This is a genomic window from Erwinia psychrophila (assembly GCF_039023475.1).
Classification (GTDB): domain Bacteria; phylum Pseudomonadota; class Gammaproteobacteria; order Enterobacterales; family Enterobacteriaceae; genus Erwinia.
Genome location: NZ_JBCHVB010000011.1, coordinates 18,783 through 33,990, shown reverse-complemented (window position 1 = coordinate 33,990; position 15,208 = coordinate 18,783). Strand labels below are relative to the sequence as shown.

Annotated in this window: 14 protein-coding genes and 1 pseudogene; 9 read left to right on the top strand and 6 right to left on the bottom strand. The window is 56.8% G+C overall.

Annotation, left to right across the window (positions count from 1 at the left end; translation table 11 throughout):
* Positions 1–107 precede the first annotated feature (107 nt).
* From rmuC to tatD, 8 genes and pseudogenes are all read left to right on the top strand, one after another.
* The gene (rmuC, locus tag AAH446_RS18975) at positions 108–1,643 is read left to right on the top strand and encodes a DNA recombination protein RmuC (protein WP_342908243.1); all 1,536 of its coding nucleotides are present in this window, start codon (positions 108–110) and stop codon (positions 1,641–1,643) included.
* Positions 1,644–1,717: 74 nt separating this feature from the next.
* Positions 1,718–2,473 carry a bifunctional demethylmenaquinone methyltransferase/2-methoxy-6-polyprenyl-1,4-benzoquinol methylase UbiE gene (gene ubiE / locus AAH446_RS18970; protein ID WP_342908242.1) on the top strand — a complete coding sequence of 252 codons (756 nt, stop codon included), beginning with the start codon at positions 1,718–1,720 and terminating at the stop codon, positions 2,471–2,473.
* 12 nt (positions 2,474–2,485) lie between these two features.
* Positions 2,486–3,091 (top strand): ubiquinone biosynthesis protein UbiJ, encoded by a 606-nt coding sequence (gene ubiJ / locus AAH446_RS18965; protein ID WP_342908241.1) that lies wholly within the window; start codon positions 2,486–2,488, stop codon positions 3,089–3,091.
* Positions 3,088–4,725, top strand: a complete 1,638-nt coding sequence (gene ubiB, locus AAH446_RS18960; protein ID WP_342908240.1) for a ubiquinone biosynthesis regulatory protein kinase UbiB — start codon at positions 3,088–3,090, stop codon at positions 4,723–4,725. Before ubiJ ends, ubiB begins: the two co-directional genes overlap by 4 nt.
* Before the next feature lie 106 nt (positions 4,726–4,831).
* A complete protein-coding gene (gene tatA / locus AAH446_RS18955) occupies positions 4,832–5,083 on the top strand; it encodes a twin-arginine translocase TatA/TatE family subunit (RefSeq protein WP_342908239.1) in 252 nt (83 codons plus the stop codon).
* 3 nt (positions 5,084–5,086) lie between these two features.
* Positions 5,087–5,548 (top strand): annotated as a pseudogene (gene tatB / locus AAH446_RS19815) (Sec-independent protein translocase protein TatB); the annotation flags it as partial.
* Positions 5,549–5,811: 263 nt separating this feature from the next.
* The gene (gene tatC / locus AAH446_RS18945; RefSeq protein ID WP_342908237.1) at positions 5,812–6,570 is read left to right on the top strand and encodes a Sec-independent protein translocase subunit TatC; all 759 of its coding nucleotides are present in this window, start codon (positions 5,812–5,814) and stop codon (positions 6,568–6,570) included.
* A 71-nt stretch (positions 6,571–6,641) separates the two neighbouring features.
* Entirely contained in the window at positions 6,642–7,433 is a 792-nt protein-coding gene (gene tatD / locus AAH446_RS18940) for a 3'-5' ssDNA/RNA exonuclease TatD (RefSeq protein WP_342908236.1), read from the top strand.
* A 26-nt stretch (positions 7,434–7,459) separates the two neighbouring features.
* Here the strand turns inward: tatD and rfaH are convergent, their stop codons facing one another.
* Positions 7,460–7,948, bottom strand: a complete 489-nt coding sequence (gene rfaH, locus AAH446_RS18935) for a transcription/translation regulatory transformer protein RfaH (protein WP_342908235.1) — start codon at positions 7,946–7,948, stop codon at positions 7,460–7,462.
* 235 nt (positions 7,949–8,183) lie between these two features.
* Entirely contained in the window at positions 8,184–9,086 is a 903-nt protein-coding gene (locus AAH446_RS18930) for a LysR family transcriptional regulator (RefSeq protein ID WP_342908234.1), read from the bottom strand.
* A gap of 133 nt (positions 9,087–9,219) precedes the next feature.
* On the opposite strand from AAH446_RS18930, the gene AAH446_RS18925 reads away from it, so the two are divergent.
* Positions 9,220–9,945, top strand: a complete 726-nt coding sequence (locus AAH446_RS18925; RefSeq protein ID WP_342908233.1) for a pirin family protein — start codon at positions 9,220–9,222, stop codon at positions 9,943–9,945.
* 164 nt (positions 9,946–10,109) lie between these two features.
* Here the strand turns inward: AAH446_RS18925 and AAH446_RS18920 are convergent, their stop codons facing one another.
* The 4 genes from AAH446_RS18920 to AAH446_RS18905 are packed head-to-tail and all read right to left on the bottom strand — an operon-like array spanning position 10,110 to position 14,893.
* Positions 10,110–10,931, bottom strand: a complete 822-nt coding sequence (locus tag AAH446_RS18920) for an alpha/beta fold hydrolase (protein ID WP_342908232.1) — start codon at positions 10,929–10,931, stop codon at positions 10,110–10,112.
* 42 nt (positions 10,932–10,973) lie between these two features.
* The gene (locus AAH446_RS18915; protein ID WP_342908231.1) at positions 10,974–12,602 is read right to left on the bottom strand and encodes an MFS transporter; all 1,629 of its coding nucleotides are present in this window, start codon (positions 12,600–12,602) and stop codon (positions 10,974–10,976) included.
* Positions 12,589–13,011, bottom strand: a complete 423-nt coding sequence (locus AAH446_RS18910) for a DoxX family protein (protein WP_463322839.1) — start codon at positions 13,009–13,011, stop codon at positions 12,589–12,591. Before AAH446_RS18910 ends, AAH446_RS18915 begins: the two co-directional genes overlap by 14 nt.
* A 4-nt stretch (positions 13,012–13,015) precedes the next feature.
* Positions 13,016–14,893: an amidohydrolase gene (locus AAH446_RS18905; RefSeq protein ID WP_342908229.1), complete on the bottom strand. Its 1,878-nt coding sequence runs from the start codon at positions 14,891–14,893 to the stop codon at positions 13,016–13,018.
* Positions 14,894–15,208 lie beyond the last annotated feature (315 nt).

Below are 15,208 nucleotides of genomic sequence, written 5' to 3'. Positions count from 1 at the left end.
ATCTGAATGAAATTCAGTCTGGCAGCGTTATCCCGCCCGTTTTATCTGGACATTCATACAGTGCGCCTCTACCTTTTCCGTAGTTAAGGTTGGGCAGGAGAGCGCGCGTGGATGCAACAATCGTTTATGGGATCTGTTTTGGCCTGGCGGGTTTGCTGGCGGGCTGGCTGGTCGCCTGGTTTTTCGGTCAGCAAGCTGCGGCAAGGCAGGAGACGGAACGGCAGTTGCTGATGCAAAGTGCCGACCAGCTGCGTCAGGAGCGCGAGCGGCTTCAGCAGCAGCTGGAGGCGCAGCACCAGCACCAGAAACAGAATGAAGCGGAATTACGCCAGCTGCACGGTGCGCTCTCTGCCGCCCAGGAAAAACTGCACCATCTCGACCACTGGCGTAACGAAAGCGAACAGCTCAACCGGGAGCTGCGCAATCAGCTTGAGATTAACAGCGCTCAGGAGGCTGAACTGCGGGAGGTGACGATCCGCCTCGAAGAAACGAAGATGGCTGCGGATGAGAAGCAGCGGCTGCTGGTGAACAGCGAGCAGCGCCTGAACGCCCAGTTTGAAAATCTGGCGAACCGCATTTTCGAAAACAGCGGCCGTCGCGTTGATGAGCAGAATCGCCAGAGCCTGAACGGCCTCATCTCCCCTCTGCGGGAACAGCTGGAAGGCTTCCGGCGCCAGGTTCAGGAGAGCTTTGGCCAGGAAGCGCGTGAACGTCACACCCTTTCCCACGAAATCCGTAACCTTCAGCAGCTGAATGCGCAAATGGCGCAGGAGGCGATTAACCTGACGAAAGCCCTGAAGGGCGATAATAAAACTCAGGGAAACTGGGGCGAAGTGGTACTCAGCCGGGTGCTGGAGGCGTCCGGGCTGCGTGAGGGGCACGAGTACGAAACCCAGGTCAACATCCAGCTGGAGCAAAATGCGCGAATGCAGCCGGACGTCATCGTCCGTTTGCCGCAGGGCAAAGATGTGGTGGTGGACGCGAAAATGACCCTTGTCGCCTATGAGCGCTACTTCAACAGTGAAGATGAAGCGGCGCGGGAGGTGGCTATCAGTGAACATATCGCCGCGATCCGCGGGCACCTGCGTCTGCTCAGCAGAAAAGATTATCAACAATTACCCGGTTTACGCTCGCTGGATTATGTGTTGATGTTTATCCCCATTGAACCGGCCTTCCTGCTGGCTATCGACCGTCAGCCGGAATTGATTAACGAAGCGCTTAACCAGAACATCATGCTGGTCAGTCCGACCACGCTACTGGTGGCGTTGCGTACTATCAGTAACCTCTGGCGCTATGAGCATCAGAGCCGCCACGCGCAGCGCATTGCCGATCGCGCGGGGCGGCTTTATGACAAGATGCGCCTGTTTGTTGATGATATGTCGGCGATGGGGCAGAACCTGGACAAGGCGCAGGAGAGCTACCGACAGGCGATGAAAAAACTCTCTGAGGGACGGGGCAACCTGATCGCTCAGGCGGAAAGCTTCCGGCATATGGGCGTTGAGGTGAAGCGTCCCATCAATCCCCGGCTGGTGGAACAGGCAATGCCTGATTTTCCCGAACAGGCCGGCGGGGCGGAGGACGAGGAGGATCCCGCCGCTTTCAGCCTTGAAGAGGCCTTCCCTGCGGCGCGCGCGGGGGAATAAGCCGCCAGGCAGTGCCTGGCCCCCGGGACTCTGATACACTTGACGGATTATTGATTGTAGAGCAGGCAAAATAAATGGCAGATGAATCAAAGGACACCACCCATTTTGGCTTTCGCACCGTAGCGAAGAGCGACAAGGCCGAAATGGTTGCTGACGTTTTCCACTCCGTCGCGGCCAAATATGATCTGATGAACGATCTGATGTCATTTGGTATTCACCGCATCTGGAAACGTTTCACTATCGACTGTAGCGGCGTCCGTCGTGGACAGCGGGTGCTGGATCTGGCAGGCGGAACGGGCGATCTCACCGCAAAATTCTCCCGTCTGGTCGGCGAAACCGGCGAAGTGGTACTGGCGGATATCAACAGCTCAATGCTGAAAGTGGGCCGCGAAAAGCTGCGTAATATCGGCATCATCGGCAACGTTAGCTATGTGCAGGCAAACGCGGAAGCTCTGCCTTTCCCCGATAACCATTTTGACTGTATCACTATCGCTTTTGGCCTGCGCAACGTCACCGATAAAGATAAGGCTATCGCCTCTATGTTTCGCGTGCTGAAGCCGGGCGGTCGCCTGCTGGTACTGGAATTTTCCAAACCGCTTCTCGAACCGCTGAACAAAGCCTATGACGCTTACTCTTTCCACATCCTGCCGCGCATTGGCGAGCTGGTTGCAAAAGACGCTGAAAGCTATCGTTATCTCGCCGAGTCCATCCGTATGCATCCGGATCAGGAAACGCTTAAGCAGATGATGGTGGATGTCGGTTTTGAAAACACCTCTTACTACAATCTTACCGGTGGCATCGTAGCGCTCCACCGTGGGTTCAAGTTTTAAACAGGAAAGCGAATGACCTTTACGCCGCTGTTAACTGCCGGGCTGGAAACGGCGCTGAATCAGATTCTGTACCGCGATCGCAGCCTGAAGGCGGCGCGCCAGCGCCTGAATGGCAAAAGCCTGTCGATTGTGCTGACGGAACTGAAGCAGCCCCTCACCCTGGTATTTAGCGAGAAGCAGGCGGACGTGCTCGCGGAGTGGAGCGACGTGCCGGACTGTACGGTAAAAGCCCGCCTGGCGACGCTGTCTCAGTTACGCGATCGTCAGCGGCTGACCAGCCTGATCCGCAGTGGAGAGCTGGAAGTGGAAGGGGATCTCCAGGTCGTGCAGCAGTTTTCAGCGCTGATCGACCTGGCCGAGCTTGATCCGGCGGAGTATCTGGCCCCCTGGACGGGAGATATCATCGCCCATGGCGTGGGCCAGTTTGCCCGCCGCGGCTTCAGCTTTATCCGTCGCGATCTTGAACGTAAGCAAAGCTATCTCGGTCAGGCGCTGACCGAAGAGTGGCGCGTGGCGCCGGGCGCGCTGGAGCTGGCCTGGTTTGCTGAAGAAGTGGACGCCGTTGAGCGTGATTTTGCTGCACTTGAAGCCCGTCTGAACAAGCTGGAGGCCAAATGAGCCCTGGAGAGCTACGTCGCCTCTATTTTATCACCCGCATTTTCCTCAGCTACGGGCTTGATGAACTCATTCCTAAAACGCGCCTGACGCTGCTGCCCCGCATGTGGCGGAAGTGCCTGTTCTGGATGCCGAACCGTCATAAGGATCAGCCCTTCGGTGAACGCCTGCGTCTGGCATTAGAGCAGCTCGGGCCGGTCTGGATTAAGTTTGGTCAGATGATGTCAACGCGTCGCGATCTCTTTCCACCGCAAATTGCCGATCAGCTGGCGATGCTACAGGATCGCGTACCGCCTTTTGACGGCGTGCTGGCGAAGCAGCAGATTGAGCTGTCGCTCGGCTGCCCGGTAGAGACGCTTTTCGATCATTTTGATATTAAGCCGCTGGCCTCTGCGTCTATTGCTCAGGTGCATACCGCCACGCTGAAGGAAAATGGCCGTGAAGTCGTCATCAAAGTAATCCGGCCTGATATTTTGCCGGTGATCAAAGCTGACATGCTGCTGATTAACCGTATGGCGCGCTGGGTACCACGCCTGCTGCCGGATGGACGTCGTCTGCGCCCGCAGGAAGTGGTGGCCGACTATGAAAAAACGCTGATTGACGAGCTGAACCTGCTGCGCGAAGCCGCCAACGCTATCCAGCTGCGCCGCAATTTTGATAACAGTGCAATGCTCTACGTACCGGAAATTTTCTCCGATTACTGTAGCGAAACCATGCTGGTGATGGAGCGGATTTACGGCATTCCTATCTCTGACGTGGTGGCGCTTGAGCAGCACGGCGTGAACATGAAGCTGCTTGCTGAGCGCGGCGTGCAGGTCTTTTTCACCCAGGTGTTCCGCGACAGCTTTTTCCATGCGGATATGCATCCGGGTAATATCTTCGTCAGCTACGATCATCCGGAAGATCCGCAGTATATCGGCATCGATTGCGGCATCGTGGGATCGCTTAATAAAGAAGATAAGCGCTATCTGGCGGAAAACTTCATCGCCTTCTTCAACCGCGATTACCGTAAGGTCGCCGAACTGCACGTCGACTCCGGCTGGGTTCCACCGGATACGAACGTGGAAGATTTCGAATTCGCTATCCGCACCGTCTGTGAACCTATCTTTGAAAAGCCGCTAGCGGAGATCTCCTTCGGCCATGTTCTGCTCAACCTGTTCAATACGGCGCGTCGCTTCAATATGGAAGTGCAGCCACAGCTGGTTCTTCTGCAAAAAACGCTGCTGTACGTGGAAGGGGTGGGACGTCAGCTCTATCCACAACTGGACCTCTGGAAAACGGCAAAACCGTTCCTGGAAGACTGGATCAAAGACCAGATCGGCATTCCCGCTATCGTCAGGGCGCTGAAAGAGAAGGCGCCTTTCTGGGCCGAGAAGCTGCCGGAGCTGCCGGAACTTTTTTACGACAGCCTCCGTCAGCACAAACATTTGCAACATAGCGTGGATAAACTAACCCGCGATCTGAAAAGCGAGCGCGTCCGGCACCATCAGTCCCGCTATCTGTTTGGCGTTGGAGCCAGTTTACTGCTGGCGGGCACGGCGATCCTGCTCACCCGGCCGGAATGGGATCTCTTTTCCGCCGCCATGATTGCCGGCGGCATCGTGACCTGGCTTATCGGCTGGCGCAAAACGGACTGAGTGACCTGAAGGAAAAAGAGACATCTGGTTAGGTTTTGTTCATCGTCAGCGCACCTTGCGCTGTTATATAATGCAAACGGATTTTACAACTTAGTAGAGGCATAAAATGGGCGGCATCAGTATCTGGCAATTATTAATTATTGCCGTAATCGTTGTTCTTCTGTTCGGCACCAACAAATTGCGTACTCTGGGCTCCGATCTGGGTTCTTCGATCAAGGGCTTCAAAAAAGCCATGGGCGATGAAAACGAGAAAGAGAAAGAGAAAGATCACGCAAAAGATGCGGATTTCAGTGCAAGTCTGACTGACGAGCAGCGGACAGAAGCAAAGAAAGAAGACGTCAAAAAAGACAAGGTGTAAGCCGTGTTCGACATTGGTTTTAGTGAACTGATATTGGTTTTCGTGATTGGGCTGGTTGTGCTTGGCCCCCAGCGTTTGCCGGTGGCGGTAAGAACTGTTGTCGGCTGGATCAGAGCGATGCGCTCGCTGGCTTCCAGCGTTCAGAATGAGCTGGCTCAGGAGCTGAAGCTCCAGGAGCTTCAGGATAGCCTGAAAAAAGTGGAGGAGGCGAGCAAGAACAGCTTCTCTCCCGAACTTCAGGCCTCCGTGGATGAGCTGAAAGAGTCGGCTGAAGCGATGAAGCGCTCTTACCTGGGCGACAATGAAAAAGCCGATGATGAAGCCTGGACAATCCATAATCCGCTGGTGAAAAACCCTGAAGATTCTCATGAGGGCGTAACCCCTGCTGAGGCCGATCATCAGGCCAGCGCGGTGGCCCAGTCACCGGAAACGGCTGAGGAAGGGGTGAAACCTACCGTTTCACCGTCCGGCGGCGCGGAGTCGCTTGCAACCGCCAACGCTTCCGAAGCGCGAAAGCCAGCTGCGTCAATGCCCCTGAGCCCTGAGCCGGTTACCACGGCTCAGCCCGCTGAGGCGCAAGGCGCGGTGACTGAACCTGCCGACAGAGCGCAGCCCTCCAGGACGACAGGTCCGGCATCCGCGTCTTCCGCAGCCGCGAAGAGCGATGCGCCAGCGCTGTCGGGCCGGGCGCCTGCATCCACCCCCCAACCGAGCGATGAACGATAAACATGGCTGTTGAAGATACCCAACCGCTTATCAGTCATTTGATTGAGCTCCGTAAGCGGTTGCTGAACTGTATTATCGCGGTAATAGCGATCTTTTTATGTCTGGCCTACTTCTCCAACGATATTTACCAGTTGGTTTCCGCGCCGCTCATCAGTCAGCTACCCGCCGGGGCAAGCATGATTGCGACCGACGTGGCATCGCCGTTTTTTACGCCGATAAAGCTGACGATGATTGTCTCGGTCTTTCTGGCCGTCCCGCTCATTCTCTATCAGGTATGGGCATTTGTGGCGCCCGCGCTCTACCAGCATGAACGCAAGCTGGTTATGCCGCTGCTCTTTTCCAGTTCATTCCTATTCTATACGGGCATGGCTTTCGCCTACTTTATTGTCTTCCCGCTGGCGTTCAGTTTCTTTGCCAAAACGGCACCGCAGGGCGTATTGATAGCGACTGATATCAATAACTACCTCGACTTTGTGATGGCGTTATTTATGGCCTTCGGCGTGTCGTTTGAGGTGCCTATTGCCATCGTCCTGCTGTGCTGGACAGGCGTCACTTCCCCGGAAGATCTGAAGAAAAAGCGTCCTTATGTCCTGGTGGGCGCTTTTGTGGTCGGCATGGTGTTAACGCCCCCTGACGTCTTGTCGCAGACGCTGCTGGCGATCCCCATGTACTGTCTGTTTGAAGTAGGTCTGTTCTGCTCACGCTTTTATGTGGGTAAACGGCGTCGGGACGATGTGCAGGAGGAAAGTGGATCGGACTAGATCTGTTGCCTCGCGTTCAGCTGAAGTAAAAAATAACCGCCCGTCAGGGCGGTTACCGTTTGGAAAATCCTATGTTTGATATTGGCGTTAATCTGACGAGTACGCAGTTTGCAAAAGATCGTGACCAGGTCGTTAAACGTGCCAGAGAGGCGGGCATTACGGGCCTGCTGATCACCGGCACCAACGCGCTGGAGAGCCAGCAGGCGCAGAGTCTGGCCGCCCGCCGTCCCGGCTACTGCTGGTCGACCGCGGGCGTGCATCCCCATCATGCGAGTGAATGGTCCTCTGAAACGGCAGCGACGCTGAAGCGCCTGGCGGAAAGCGATCAGGTGGTGGCGATAGGCGAGTGCGGGCTGGACTTTAACCGCAACGTCTCTGAACCCGAGCAGCAGGCCTATGCTTTCAATGCCCAGCTGGCGCTGGCGGCAGAAGTGGGACTTCCCGTTTTCCTTCACTGCCGGGAAGCGCACGAACGCTTTCTGTCGGTTCTCACGCCATGGCTCCCGGCGTTATCCGGCGCGGTACTGCACTGCTTTACCGGCACGAAAGAGGAGCTGGAAGCCTGTCTGGCCGCCGGACTCTATGTGGGAATTACGGGCTGGGTATGTGACGAGCGTCGTGGACTTGAACTGCGCGAGCTGATGCCGCTGATTCCTGCTGACCGCCTGCTGCTGGAAACCGATGCGCCTTATCTTCTGCCCCGCGATATGCGTCCCCGTCCCGCCTCACGGCGTAACGAACCCTGCTTCCTGCCGCATATCGTGCAACAGGTTGCCGCGCTGCGTGGAGAAGACGCGGGCGAGCTCGCCAGGCAGTGCGATCGAAACGCACGGGAGTTGTTCAGACTGGCTGCTCATGCCTAAGCTTTCAGGGCCAGCGCAGAGAGACGTCAGAGCTTCTGGAACTGCTTATTATCCACGCTACGCATGATTTGTTTGTTAAGCAGGTTCAGCAGCAGCATGGAGCGCGCCTCGCCATCCGGCTCGCTAAAGATGGCGTTAAGGCCCTCAAAGGCCCCTTCGGTAATCAGCACTTTGTCTCCCGGCTTAGGCAGTCCGGGATCGCACAGCGTCTCTGTCGGCTGCGTCTGTAGCGCTGTTATCACATCCTGTGGAACCGTGGCCGGCTGGGCGCCAAAACGCACGAAATGGCTGACGCCGCGCGTCGCGCTGATAGTGGTGGTATGGATCGCTTCGGGATCAAACTCGATAAACAGATAATTGGGGAAAAGCGGCTCGCTGACCTGGGTGCGCTTACCGCGTACCAGTTTCTCTAATGCAATCATCGGACTGAGGCAATGCACCATCTGGCGCTCAAGATGTTCCTTGGCGCGAAGCAGTTGACCTCGTTTGCAATAAAGTAAATACCAGGATTCCATAACGTCACTTTTCGGTTATCAGGCCGGTAAGAATACCAAAATCGTCGCCAGAGTTATAGCTGCATCAGGGCAGGATGCTGCCTGCGCAGCTCGTTATCTCGCCCTCTGAAGACAGGCTATCCCTTCATCCACTCTAATTATGCGCGGTCGGGTTCCCGTAGTGAAGCCGATGTTCGCAACCTCACTCTGTCCCTTTTACAACAGGGGGCAAAAATCGTGGCGTAAGCTGGCTTCTTCATTTTTTCGCAACCGGTTGAGTGCTGAAAGCAGGACTCTCTTTCAGGAAATCCAGCAGCGAACGGGTAATTTCACTGCGTTGCCGGTGCTGCGGATAGACCGCGCTGAGCGGCAGGCTTTCAGGGTGATATGCATCCATCACGCTGATAAGCTTGCCCTGCGCAATCGCACTCCCCACGATAAACTCCGGCAGTAATACCAGACCCAGCCCCGCTATCGCCGCATCAGCCAGCACCTCGCCGTTATTGCTCATTACCGGCCCCTGCACGCTGGTGATTTTACGTTTTCCGTCGACGTTAAGTTCCCAGCCAAACTGCCCTTCACGCCCGAAACGCAGGCAGGCATGCTGTTGCAAATCGTCCGGATGAAGCGGTACGCCCCTGCGCTCAAGGTAGGCCGGGCTGGCACAGATAACGCGCCTGAGGGTGCCCAGGCTTCTTGCTATCAGGCTTGAATCGCTGAGGCTACCGATGCGGATAGCCATATCAAACCCCTCCCCGATAACGTCCACGTAGCGATCTGCCAGCTCCACCTGTAGCTGAATGGCCGGATGTTGTGCCAGGAAAGCGGAGATCAGGGGAGAAAGCGGGTTCATGCCGAACGACATCGGCATACTGAGGCGGAATGTTCCCTGCAGTTCCTTGCGCCGCTCGGTGACGGCCTGCTCAGCCTCAAAAACTTCCTCCAGAATTCGCTGGGCATGACGGGCAAAGAGCTGACCGGCATCGGTCACCGACAGTTTTCGGGTATTACGGATAAGCAGACGGGCCCCAAGTGAAGCTTCCAGGGCGGCCATGCGGCGGCTGACATACTGCTTTGACAGCATCAGTTGCTCCGCTGCGGCGGTAAAATTACCGGCGCTGACGACCGCCGTATAAATCCTCAGATCTTCAAGCTGCATATTGTCCACCAAAATGTGACAGTGATTGCTTTTTCAGGTCATTGCCGGGCAATACAGTTTACTTGTAATCTTTGTTCATCGGAAGGGCAAACGCACTTCACCTCATTGAACAGACACTATCCAGGAGCACATCATGATCGAACAAAGGCTGTCTCAGGAACGCGGGCTCGGCGATCACGGCTGGTTGCATTCACGCCACACTTTCTCGTTTGCAGGCTACCGGGATCCAGAGCAGGCAGGATTCTCCGACTTGCTGGTCATTAATGACGATCGGGTGGCGGCCTCACGCGGTTTTGGCGCTCATCCGCACAACAATATGGAGATCATCTCCTACGTGCTTGAAGGTGAACTGGCGCACAAAGATTCCATGGGCACCGGCTCAGCCATCGTTCCCGGCGACGTTCAGCTGATGAGCGCGGGAAGTGGGGTGACGCACAGCGAATTTAATAACTCGCAGTCTGAAGGCGTCCATTTTCTGCAAATCTGGATTGTGCCGTCAGAAAAAGATACCCCGCCGCGCTATCAGCAGGTGTCGGTGCCTGACAGTGAAAAGCGCGGTCAGCTGCGGCTTATCGTCTCTCCACAGGGAGAAGGTAACGCGCTCAGCGTCCGTCAGGATGTCCGTATCTATGCCGGCCTGTTTGACGGCGGGGAGCAGCAAACCTTTACGCTGGATGAAGAGCGTTATGCTTATATCCATGTCGCTCGCGGCGAAGTCACGGTGAACGGCGTAACCTTTAAAGCCGGTGACGGCGCGCGGGTACGCAACGAGCGTGAACTGAGCTTCAGTGCCGGTAAAGACGCTGAGGTCCTGCTGTTTGATCTGCGTCCGGTTGAGGTTAATCGTCCGACCCGCTAACAGAAAATGCTGTATCAGCGCTGGCTTATGCCGGCGCTTTGTTATGTAAAAAAACCGGCACTTTTCAGGCGCCGGCAAAGCAGGTTTTCCGGAGATCCTTCTCCTCCAGCCCGCCTTTTACTCAGGCGGACCTGTCCCGGCTGCTGTTTTTATCAGGGCCGCGCTCAGAGCGCTTTCAGGAAGGTCAGCAGATCTTCGTTCAGCTGATCCTGATGCGTGACGGCAAACCCGTGTGGCGCATTGTCATAAACCTTCAGCTCAGCGCCTTCGATCATTTCTGCGGCCACTTTGCCCGTTGTTTCAAACGGAACGATTTGGTCATTGCTGCCGTGAATAACCAGCGTTGGCACGTCAATTTTTGCCATATCCGGGCGGAAGTCCGTCTGCGAGAAGGCGGAAACGCACTCCAGCGTGCCTTTCAGCGATGCCATCAGCGCGATGTTCAGCGTCTGGGTCAGCACGCCTTCCGATACCGTCTGGCCCGCATTGGTGCCGTAGAAGGGCGCGGCGAAATCGCTGATAAACTGCGCGCGGTCTTTACGTAATCCATCCTGAATACCGGTGAAGACCGAAGCGTCAACGCCCTGCGGGTAGTCTTCCGCCTTGCCAAAGATAGGCGTAACGGCACCCAGCAGAACGAGGCCCGCCACGCGCGCGCTGCCGTAACGGCCAATGTAGCGCGTCACATCGCCGCCGCCCATGGAGAAGCCCACCAGCGTCACATCCTGCAGGTCAAGGCTGGTGATCAGGTCGTTGATGTCTGAGGCAAAGGTATCGTAGTCATAGCCTGTCCACGGCTGATCGGAGCGGCCAAAACCGCGGCGATCGAAAGCGATTACGCGATAGCCACGCTCGGCCAGAAAGTTCAGCTGGCTGTCCCACATGTCGGCGTCCAGCGGCCAGCCGTGGCTGAACAGCACAGGCTTGCCTGCGCCCCAGTCTTTGAAATAAATAGTGGTGCCGTCAGCGGTTTTAATTGTGCTCATGGTGTTTACCTTATAGTTGTCAGTAAAAGTGAGTGTTGTGATTTAAACAGGAGCGACCAGATAGCGTACCTGCGGCAGACTTTCGTCCTGATGAAACGCATAAATACGGTTCTGAATTTTCTGATCGTTCATGGTGTAGCGTTCCAGTTGACGCATATATTCCATCCATGAACCGACGACGAACGCCTCAACGAAAATGCCAGGTTGCAGAATATCTTCGTAAACTGACCAGTTTATGGCCCCTCCACGTCGGCGTACCCGGCGCATGTCCTGCATGCAAACGGTGAAGTCGTGGGCATCTTCCTGGCGAATCAGGTATTCATAGCTCACCATGACGGGGCCGCGGTCATGGTGAATGTCCAGTACAGGAACGGGCGTACTGACATTGCTGACGTCCAGATTGAGATCCGGATCTTTATCGAGCTGCCAGCGGCGGGTGGCCACGCAGGCGAGAACCATGCCGATCGTTGCCACACAAAGCGAAACGGCAATGCCATAGTGCGAGGCGAGCTGCCCCCAGACGGCGCTGCCCACGGTCATCGAACCGAAGAACACGGTCAGGTAAACCGCCAGCGCGCGCGCTTTCACCCATTTTGCCGCGCTGCGCTGCGCACCGAGGTTGAGGGTGGAAAGTACGGCAATCCACGAAAAGCCGGTAAAGAACTCAAACGCGTTAAGCAGCCAGACGTTGCGGACAAACGCCAGCGCCAGCATGGTCAGGGCAAACATCAGGCTGGCCAGCACCATCAGGCGGTCGGGATTAAAACGCCTGCGCAGTCCCGGCAGCATAACCGCACCACAGATCGCGCCGACGCCAATAAAGGCAAGCATGATGCCATAGCCGCCCGGGCCTAAGCCCAGCTCGCGCCGTGCCACCAGCGGCAGAAGCGCCCATCCGGCGCTGCCGAACACGAAGAAGGCGACGGTACGTACCAGCACGTTGCGCAGCACCGGAGCCGCATGAACGTAGCGCAGCCCCGACCGCACCGCAGAGAAAAAATGCTCTGGCGGCAGCCGCTGTACATTCGGTTCGGCTTTCCAGCGGTATAGCACCCAGGCGACGCCCAGCACGGAGATCGCGTTCAGCATGAAGACCATCCAGGGGCCGACAAACGAGAGGATCAATCCCCCCAACGCCGGACCGATCGCCCGACTGATATTGATACCCAGCGAATTAAGCGCAATGGCCGGCCCGAGCTCTTCCTTACTGACCAGATCGGGCACGATAGCCTGAAATGGCGGAGAGCTCATCGCCATGCCTGTACTGAGCAGAAACGCGGCAATCAGCAATATCAGCGGTGTGACGTGACCCGTGAAGGAAAGCACGGCCAGCCCGGTCGCGGCGATAAATACCCACAGCTGAGAAAAGAGCAGGTACTTGCGGCGATCGATAATATCGGCCATCACCCCAGAGGGCAGGGCAAACAGAAACATGGGCAGACTGCTGGCGGCCTGCACCAGCGCCACGCTCAGCGGATCGGAACTGAGCGTCAGCATGGTCCAGTTAACGCCAACATCGTTCATCCATGAACCGATGTTTGAGACCACCGTGGCGATCCAGAGCATGCGGAAGATCGGCTGGCGCAGCGGCTGCCATGGCGAAGCGCCCGTGGCGGGCGCCGCCGTCGCCTCTTCCTGAGCCACTTCCTGAATATCATTAACCTGCGCCATAACGTACCTCACGCTGGCGTGACGCTCCGATGCGCCAGTTCCCCGGTCCGGTAATGGCTAAGGTGCCGAAGACGATCAGCAGCAGCCAGCCAAACTGACCTTCGGCGATACTCCAGCCCGGATGCACAAAGACCATCGCCACCAGCAGGACGCCGATAACCGGCAGACAGGCGAGTCGGGTGCCCACGCCAAGAATAATAAACACCGGACAAATCACTTCGGCAAAAATGGCCGGCAGCAGGCTCATATAGGGACCGAGGCCGAAAGGATCCTCGATACGCGTCAGTTCTTCGCTGAAATGGAATACCTTGGGCAGGCCGTGCACATGAAGCAAGAGCAGGCTGCCGGTCAGGCGCAGGAAGAACAGCCCCGCATTGATGCGGGGCGGCTGAGAGAACGAGTTCTTCATCATGTCAGAACGCAAAGCAGCTGCAGCCGAGCGCGCCCCAGAAGGCGTTATCTTCGGATACAGGGACATCAGAACCGCGGGCAACATCGTGCGAATGATTATGCACGCCGCACGGACCGCTACAGTGGTGAACCTGAGGCATCATACCGACGCGGCTGGCGGCGGTTGGCGGCGCGCTGCGGTAATGGCCGGGATACTTCACGACCGGTGACCAGTCCGGCAGAACCGGAATTGACGGCGGCGCTTCAGCGCTGAACGAGCCCGCGGCGTAAACAATGTCGCCGTTTACGAGGGTCAGCACCGACTCGATGCCTTTGATCTCTTCTTCAGGCACGCTGAAGTAGTCTTTGCTCAGGATCGCCAGGTCGGCAAGCTGACCGGCTTTGATCTGCCCTTTTTTCCCCTGCTCGCTGGAGAACCAAGCGCTGCCCTGGGTCCAGAGCATCAGGGCCGTTTCGCGATCGAGGCGCGCATTCACGTCATACATCTGCATTCCGCCAACGGTACGGCCCGAGACCAGCCAGTAGAGAGCCGTCCACGGGTTGTAGCTGGCGACGCGGGTAGCATCCGTTCCCAGACCGACCGGAACGCCAGTTTCCAGCATCCGGGCAACAGGTGGGGTATGGCGGGTCGCTTCAATGCCGTAACGTTCGGCAAAGTATTCGCCCTGGAACGCCATACGGTGCTGTACGGCGATGCCGCCGCCCAACTCTTTAATGCGGTCAATATTACGCTGGGTCACGGTTTCAGCGTGGTCAAAGAACCAGTGCAGGCCGTTGAACGGAATATCGCGGTTCACCTTTTCGAAGACATCCAGCATGCGGCTGATCGACTCGTCATAGGTGGCGTGCAGGCGGAACGGCCAGCGGTGTTCGACCAGATGGCGTACCACGCGCTCCAGTTCATCCTCCATGCCCGGCGCCAGATCGGGACGCGGCTCCAGGAAGTCTTCAAAGTCTGCCGCCGAGAAGACCAGCATTTCGCCTGCACCATTGTGGCGGAAATAATCGCTTCCCTGGCCCGGCGTCAGCATATCGGTCCACTTCTCAAAATCTTCCAGCTCGTGTCCCGGGCGCTGGGTAAAGAGGTTGTAGGCGATGCGGATGGTCATCTGCTTCTTCTCATGCAGTTCGGCAATCACCTCGTAATCTTCCGGGTAGTTCTGGAAGCCGCCGCCCGCATCAATGGCGCTGGTCAGGCCAAGGCGGTTCAGCTCACGCATAAACTGGCGCGTCGAGTTAACCTGCTGCTCCAGCGGGAGCGTCGGGCCTTTCGCCAGCGTGGAGTAAAGGATCATCGCGTTGGGACGCGCGATAAGCAGGCCGGTCGGGTTGCCGTTGCTGTCGCGCTGGATCTCGCCGCCCGGCGGGTTAGGGGTATCTTTGGTATAGCCCACCACTTTCAGCGCTGCGCGGTTAAGCAGGGCGCGATCGTAGAGGTGCAGAACGAACACTGGCGTATCCGGTGCCGCTTCGTTAATTTCGTCCAGCGTTGGCATCCGGCGTTCGGCAAACTGGAACTCGGTCCAGCCGCCGACCACGCGCACCCACTGAGGAGAAGGCGTACGCAGCGCCTGATCTTTCAGCATGCGCAGCGCGTCCGCCACTGAAGGCACGCCTTCCCAGCGCAGTTCAAGGTTATAGTTCAGGCCGCCCCGGATCAGGTGAAGGTGGGAGTCATTGAGACCAGGAACCGCAGTGTGGCCTTTCAGATCAATAACCTTAGTGCCCTCACAATGGTGCTGCATAACGTCAGCGAGGCTGCCAACTTCAATAAATTTTCCATCGCGGATCGCCACAGCGTCCGCTACCGGTTGCTCGCGATCGACAGTATGAATCCTGCCATTCGTTAAAATGACGTCAGCTTTACCAAGGATAACCATAGAACCTCCTGAAGAAGAGATGCCCGCATCGGGCACGGTGGCCGCGGACAGAGAACAGCCCTGCAAGAAGTGCAAGGGTGTGGAAATGGCGAGATTATGGTCAGGAGGGGGAAAGAGCGTCTAGTTATACAAATGGATAGGTATACGAACGTATAGGTATACATACGTATAGTTATACACAGAGATAATAGTCGGCCAAAAGAAAGCCTCTTACACTGCGCTCAGACAGTGACCGCTGGTCTGACGAACGCGCATCTTCTGCGTCAGTTGCCCGGCTGCTGTCGCTTTATTTCCGGCGTGACATCACCCGGAACT

Coding starts and splice junctions, on each gene's coding strand:
- ubiE (WP_342908242.1), top strand. CDS start 1,718: ATGGCAGATGAATCAAAGGACACCACCCATTTTGGCTTTCGCACCGTA.
- ubiJ (WP_342908241.1), top strand. CDS start 2,486: ATGACCTTTACGCCGCTGTTAACTGCCGGGCTGGAAACGGCGCTGAAT.
- ubiB (WP_342908240.1), top strand. CDS start 3,088: ATGAGCCCTGGAGAGCTACGTCGCCTCTATTTTATCACCCGCATTTTC.
- tatA (WP_342908239.1), top strand. CDS start 4,832: ATGGGCGGCATCAGTATCTGGCAATTATTAATTATTGCCGTAATCGTT.
- tatC (WP_342908237.1), top strand. CDS start 5,812: ATGGCTGTTGAAGATACCCAACCGCTTATCAGTCATTTGATTGAGCTC.
- tatD (WP_342908236.1), top strand. CDS start 6,642: ATGTTTGATATTGGCGTTAATCTGACGAGTACGCAGTTTGCAAAAGAT.
- rfaH (WP_342908235.1), bottom strand. CDS start 7,948: ATGGAATCCTGGTATTTACTTTATTGCAAACGAGGTCAACTGCTTCGC.
- AAH446_RS18930 (WP_342908234.1), bottom strand. CDS start 9,086: ATGCAGCTTGAAGATCTGAGGATTTATACGGCGGTCGTCAGCGCCGGT.
- AAH446_RS18925 (WP_342908233.1), top strand. CDS start 9,220: ATGATCGAACAAAGGCTGTCTCAGGAACGCGGGCTCGGCGATCACGGC.
- AAH446_RS18920 (WP_342908232.1), bottom strand. CDS start 10,931: ATGAGCACAATTAAAACCGCTGACGGCACCACTATTTATTTCAAAGAC.
- AAH446_RS18915 (WP_342908231.1), bottom strand. CDS start 12,602: ATGGCGCAGGTTAATGATATTCAGGAAGTGGCTCAGGAAGAGGCGACG.
- AAH446_RS18910 (WP_463322839.1), bottom strand. CDS start 13,011: ATGAAGAACTCGTTCTCTCAGCCGCCCCGCATCAATGCGGGGCTGTTC.
- AAH446_RS18905 (WP_342908229.1), bottom strand. CDS start 14,893: ATGGTTATCCTTGGTAAAGCTGACGTCATTTTAACGAATGGCAGGATT.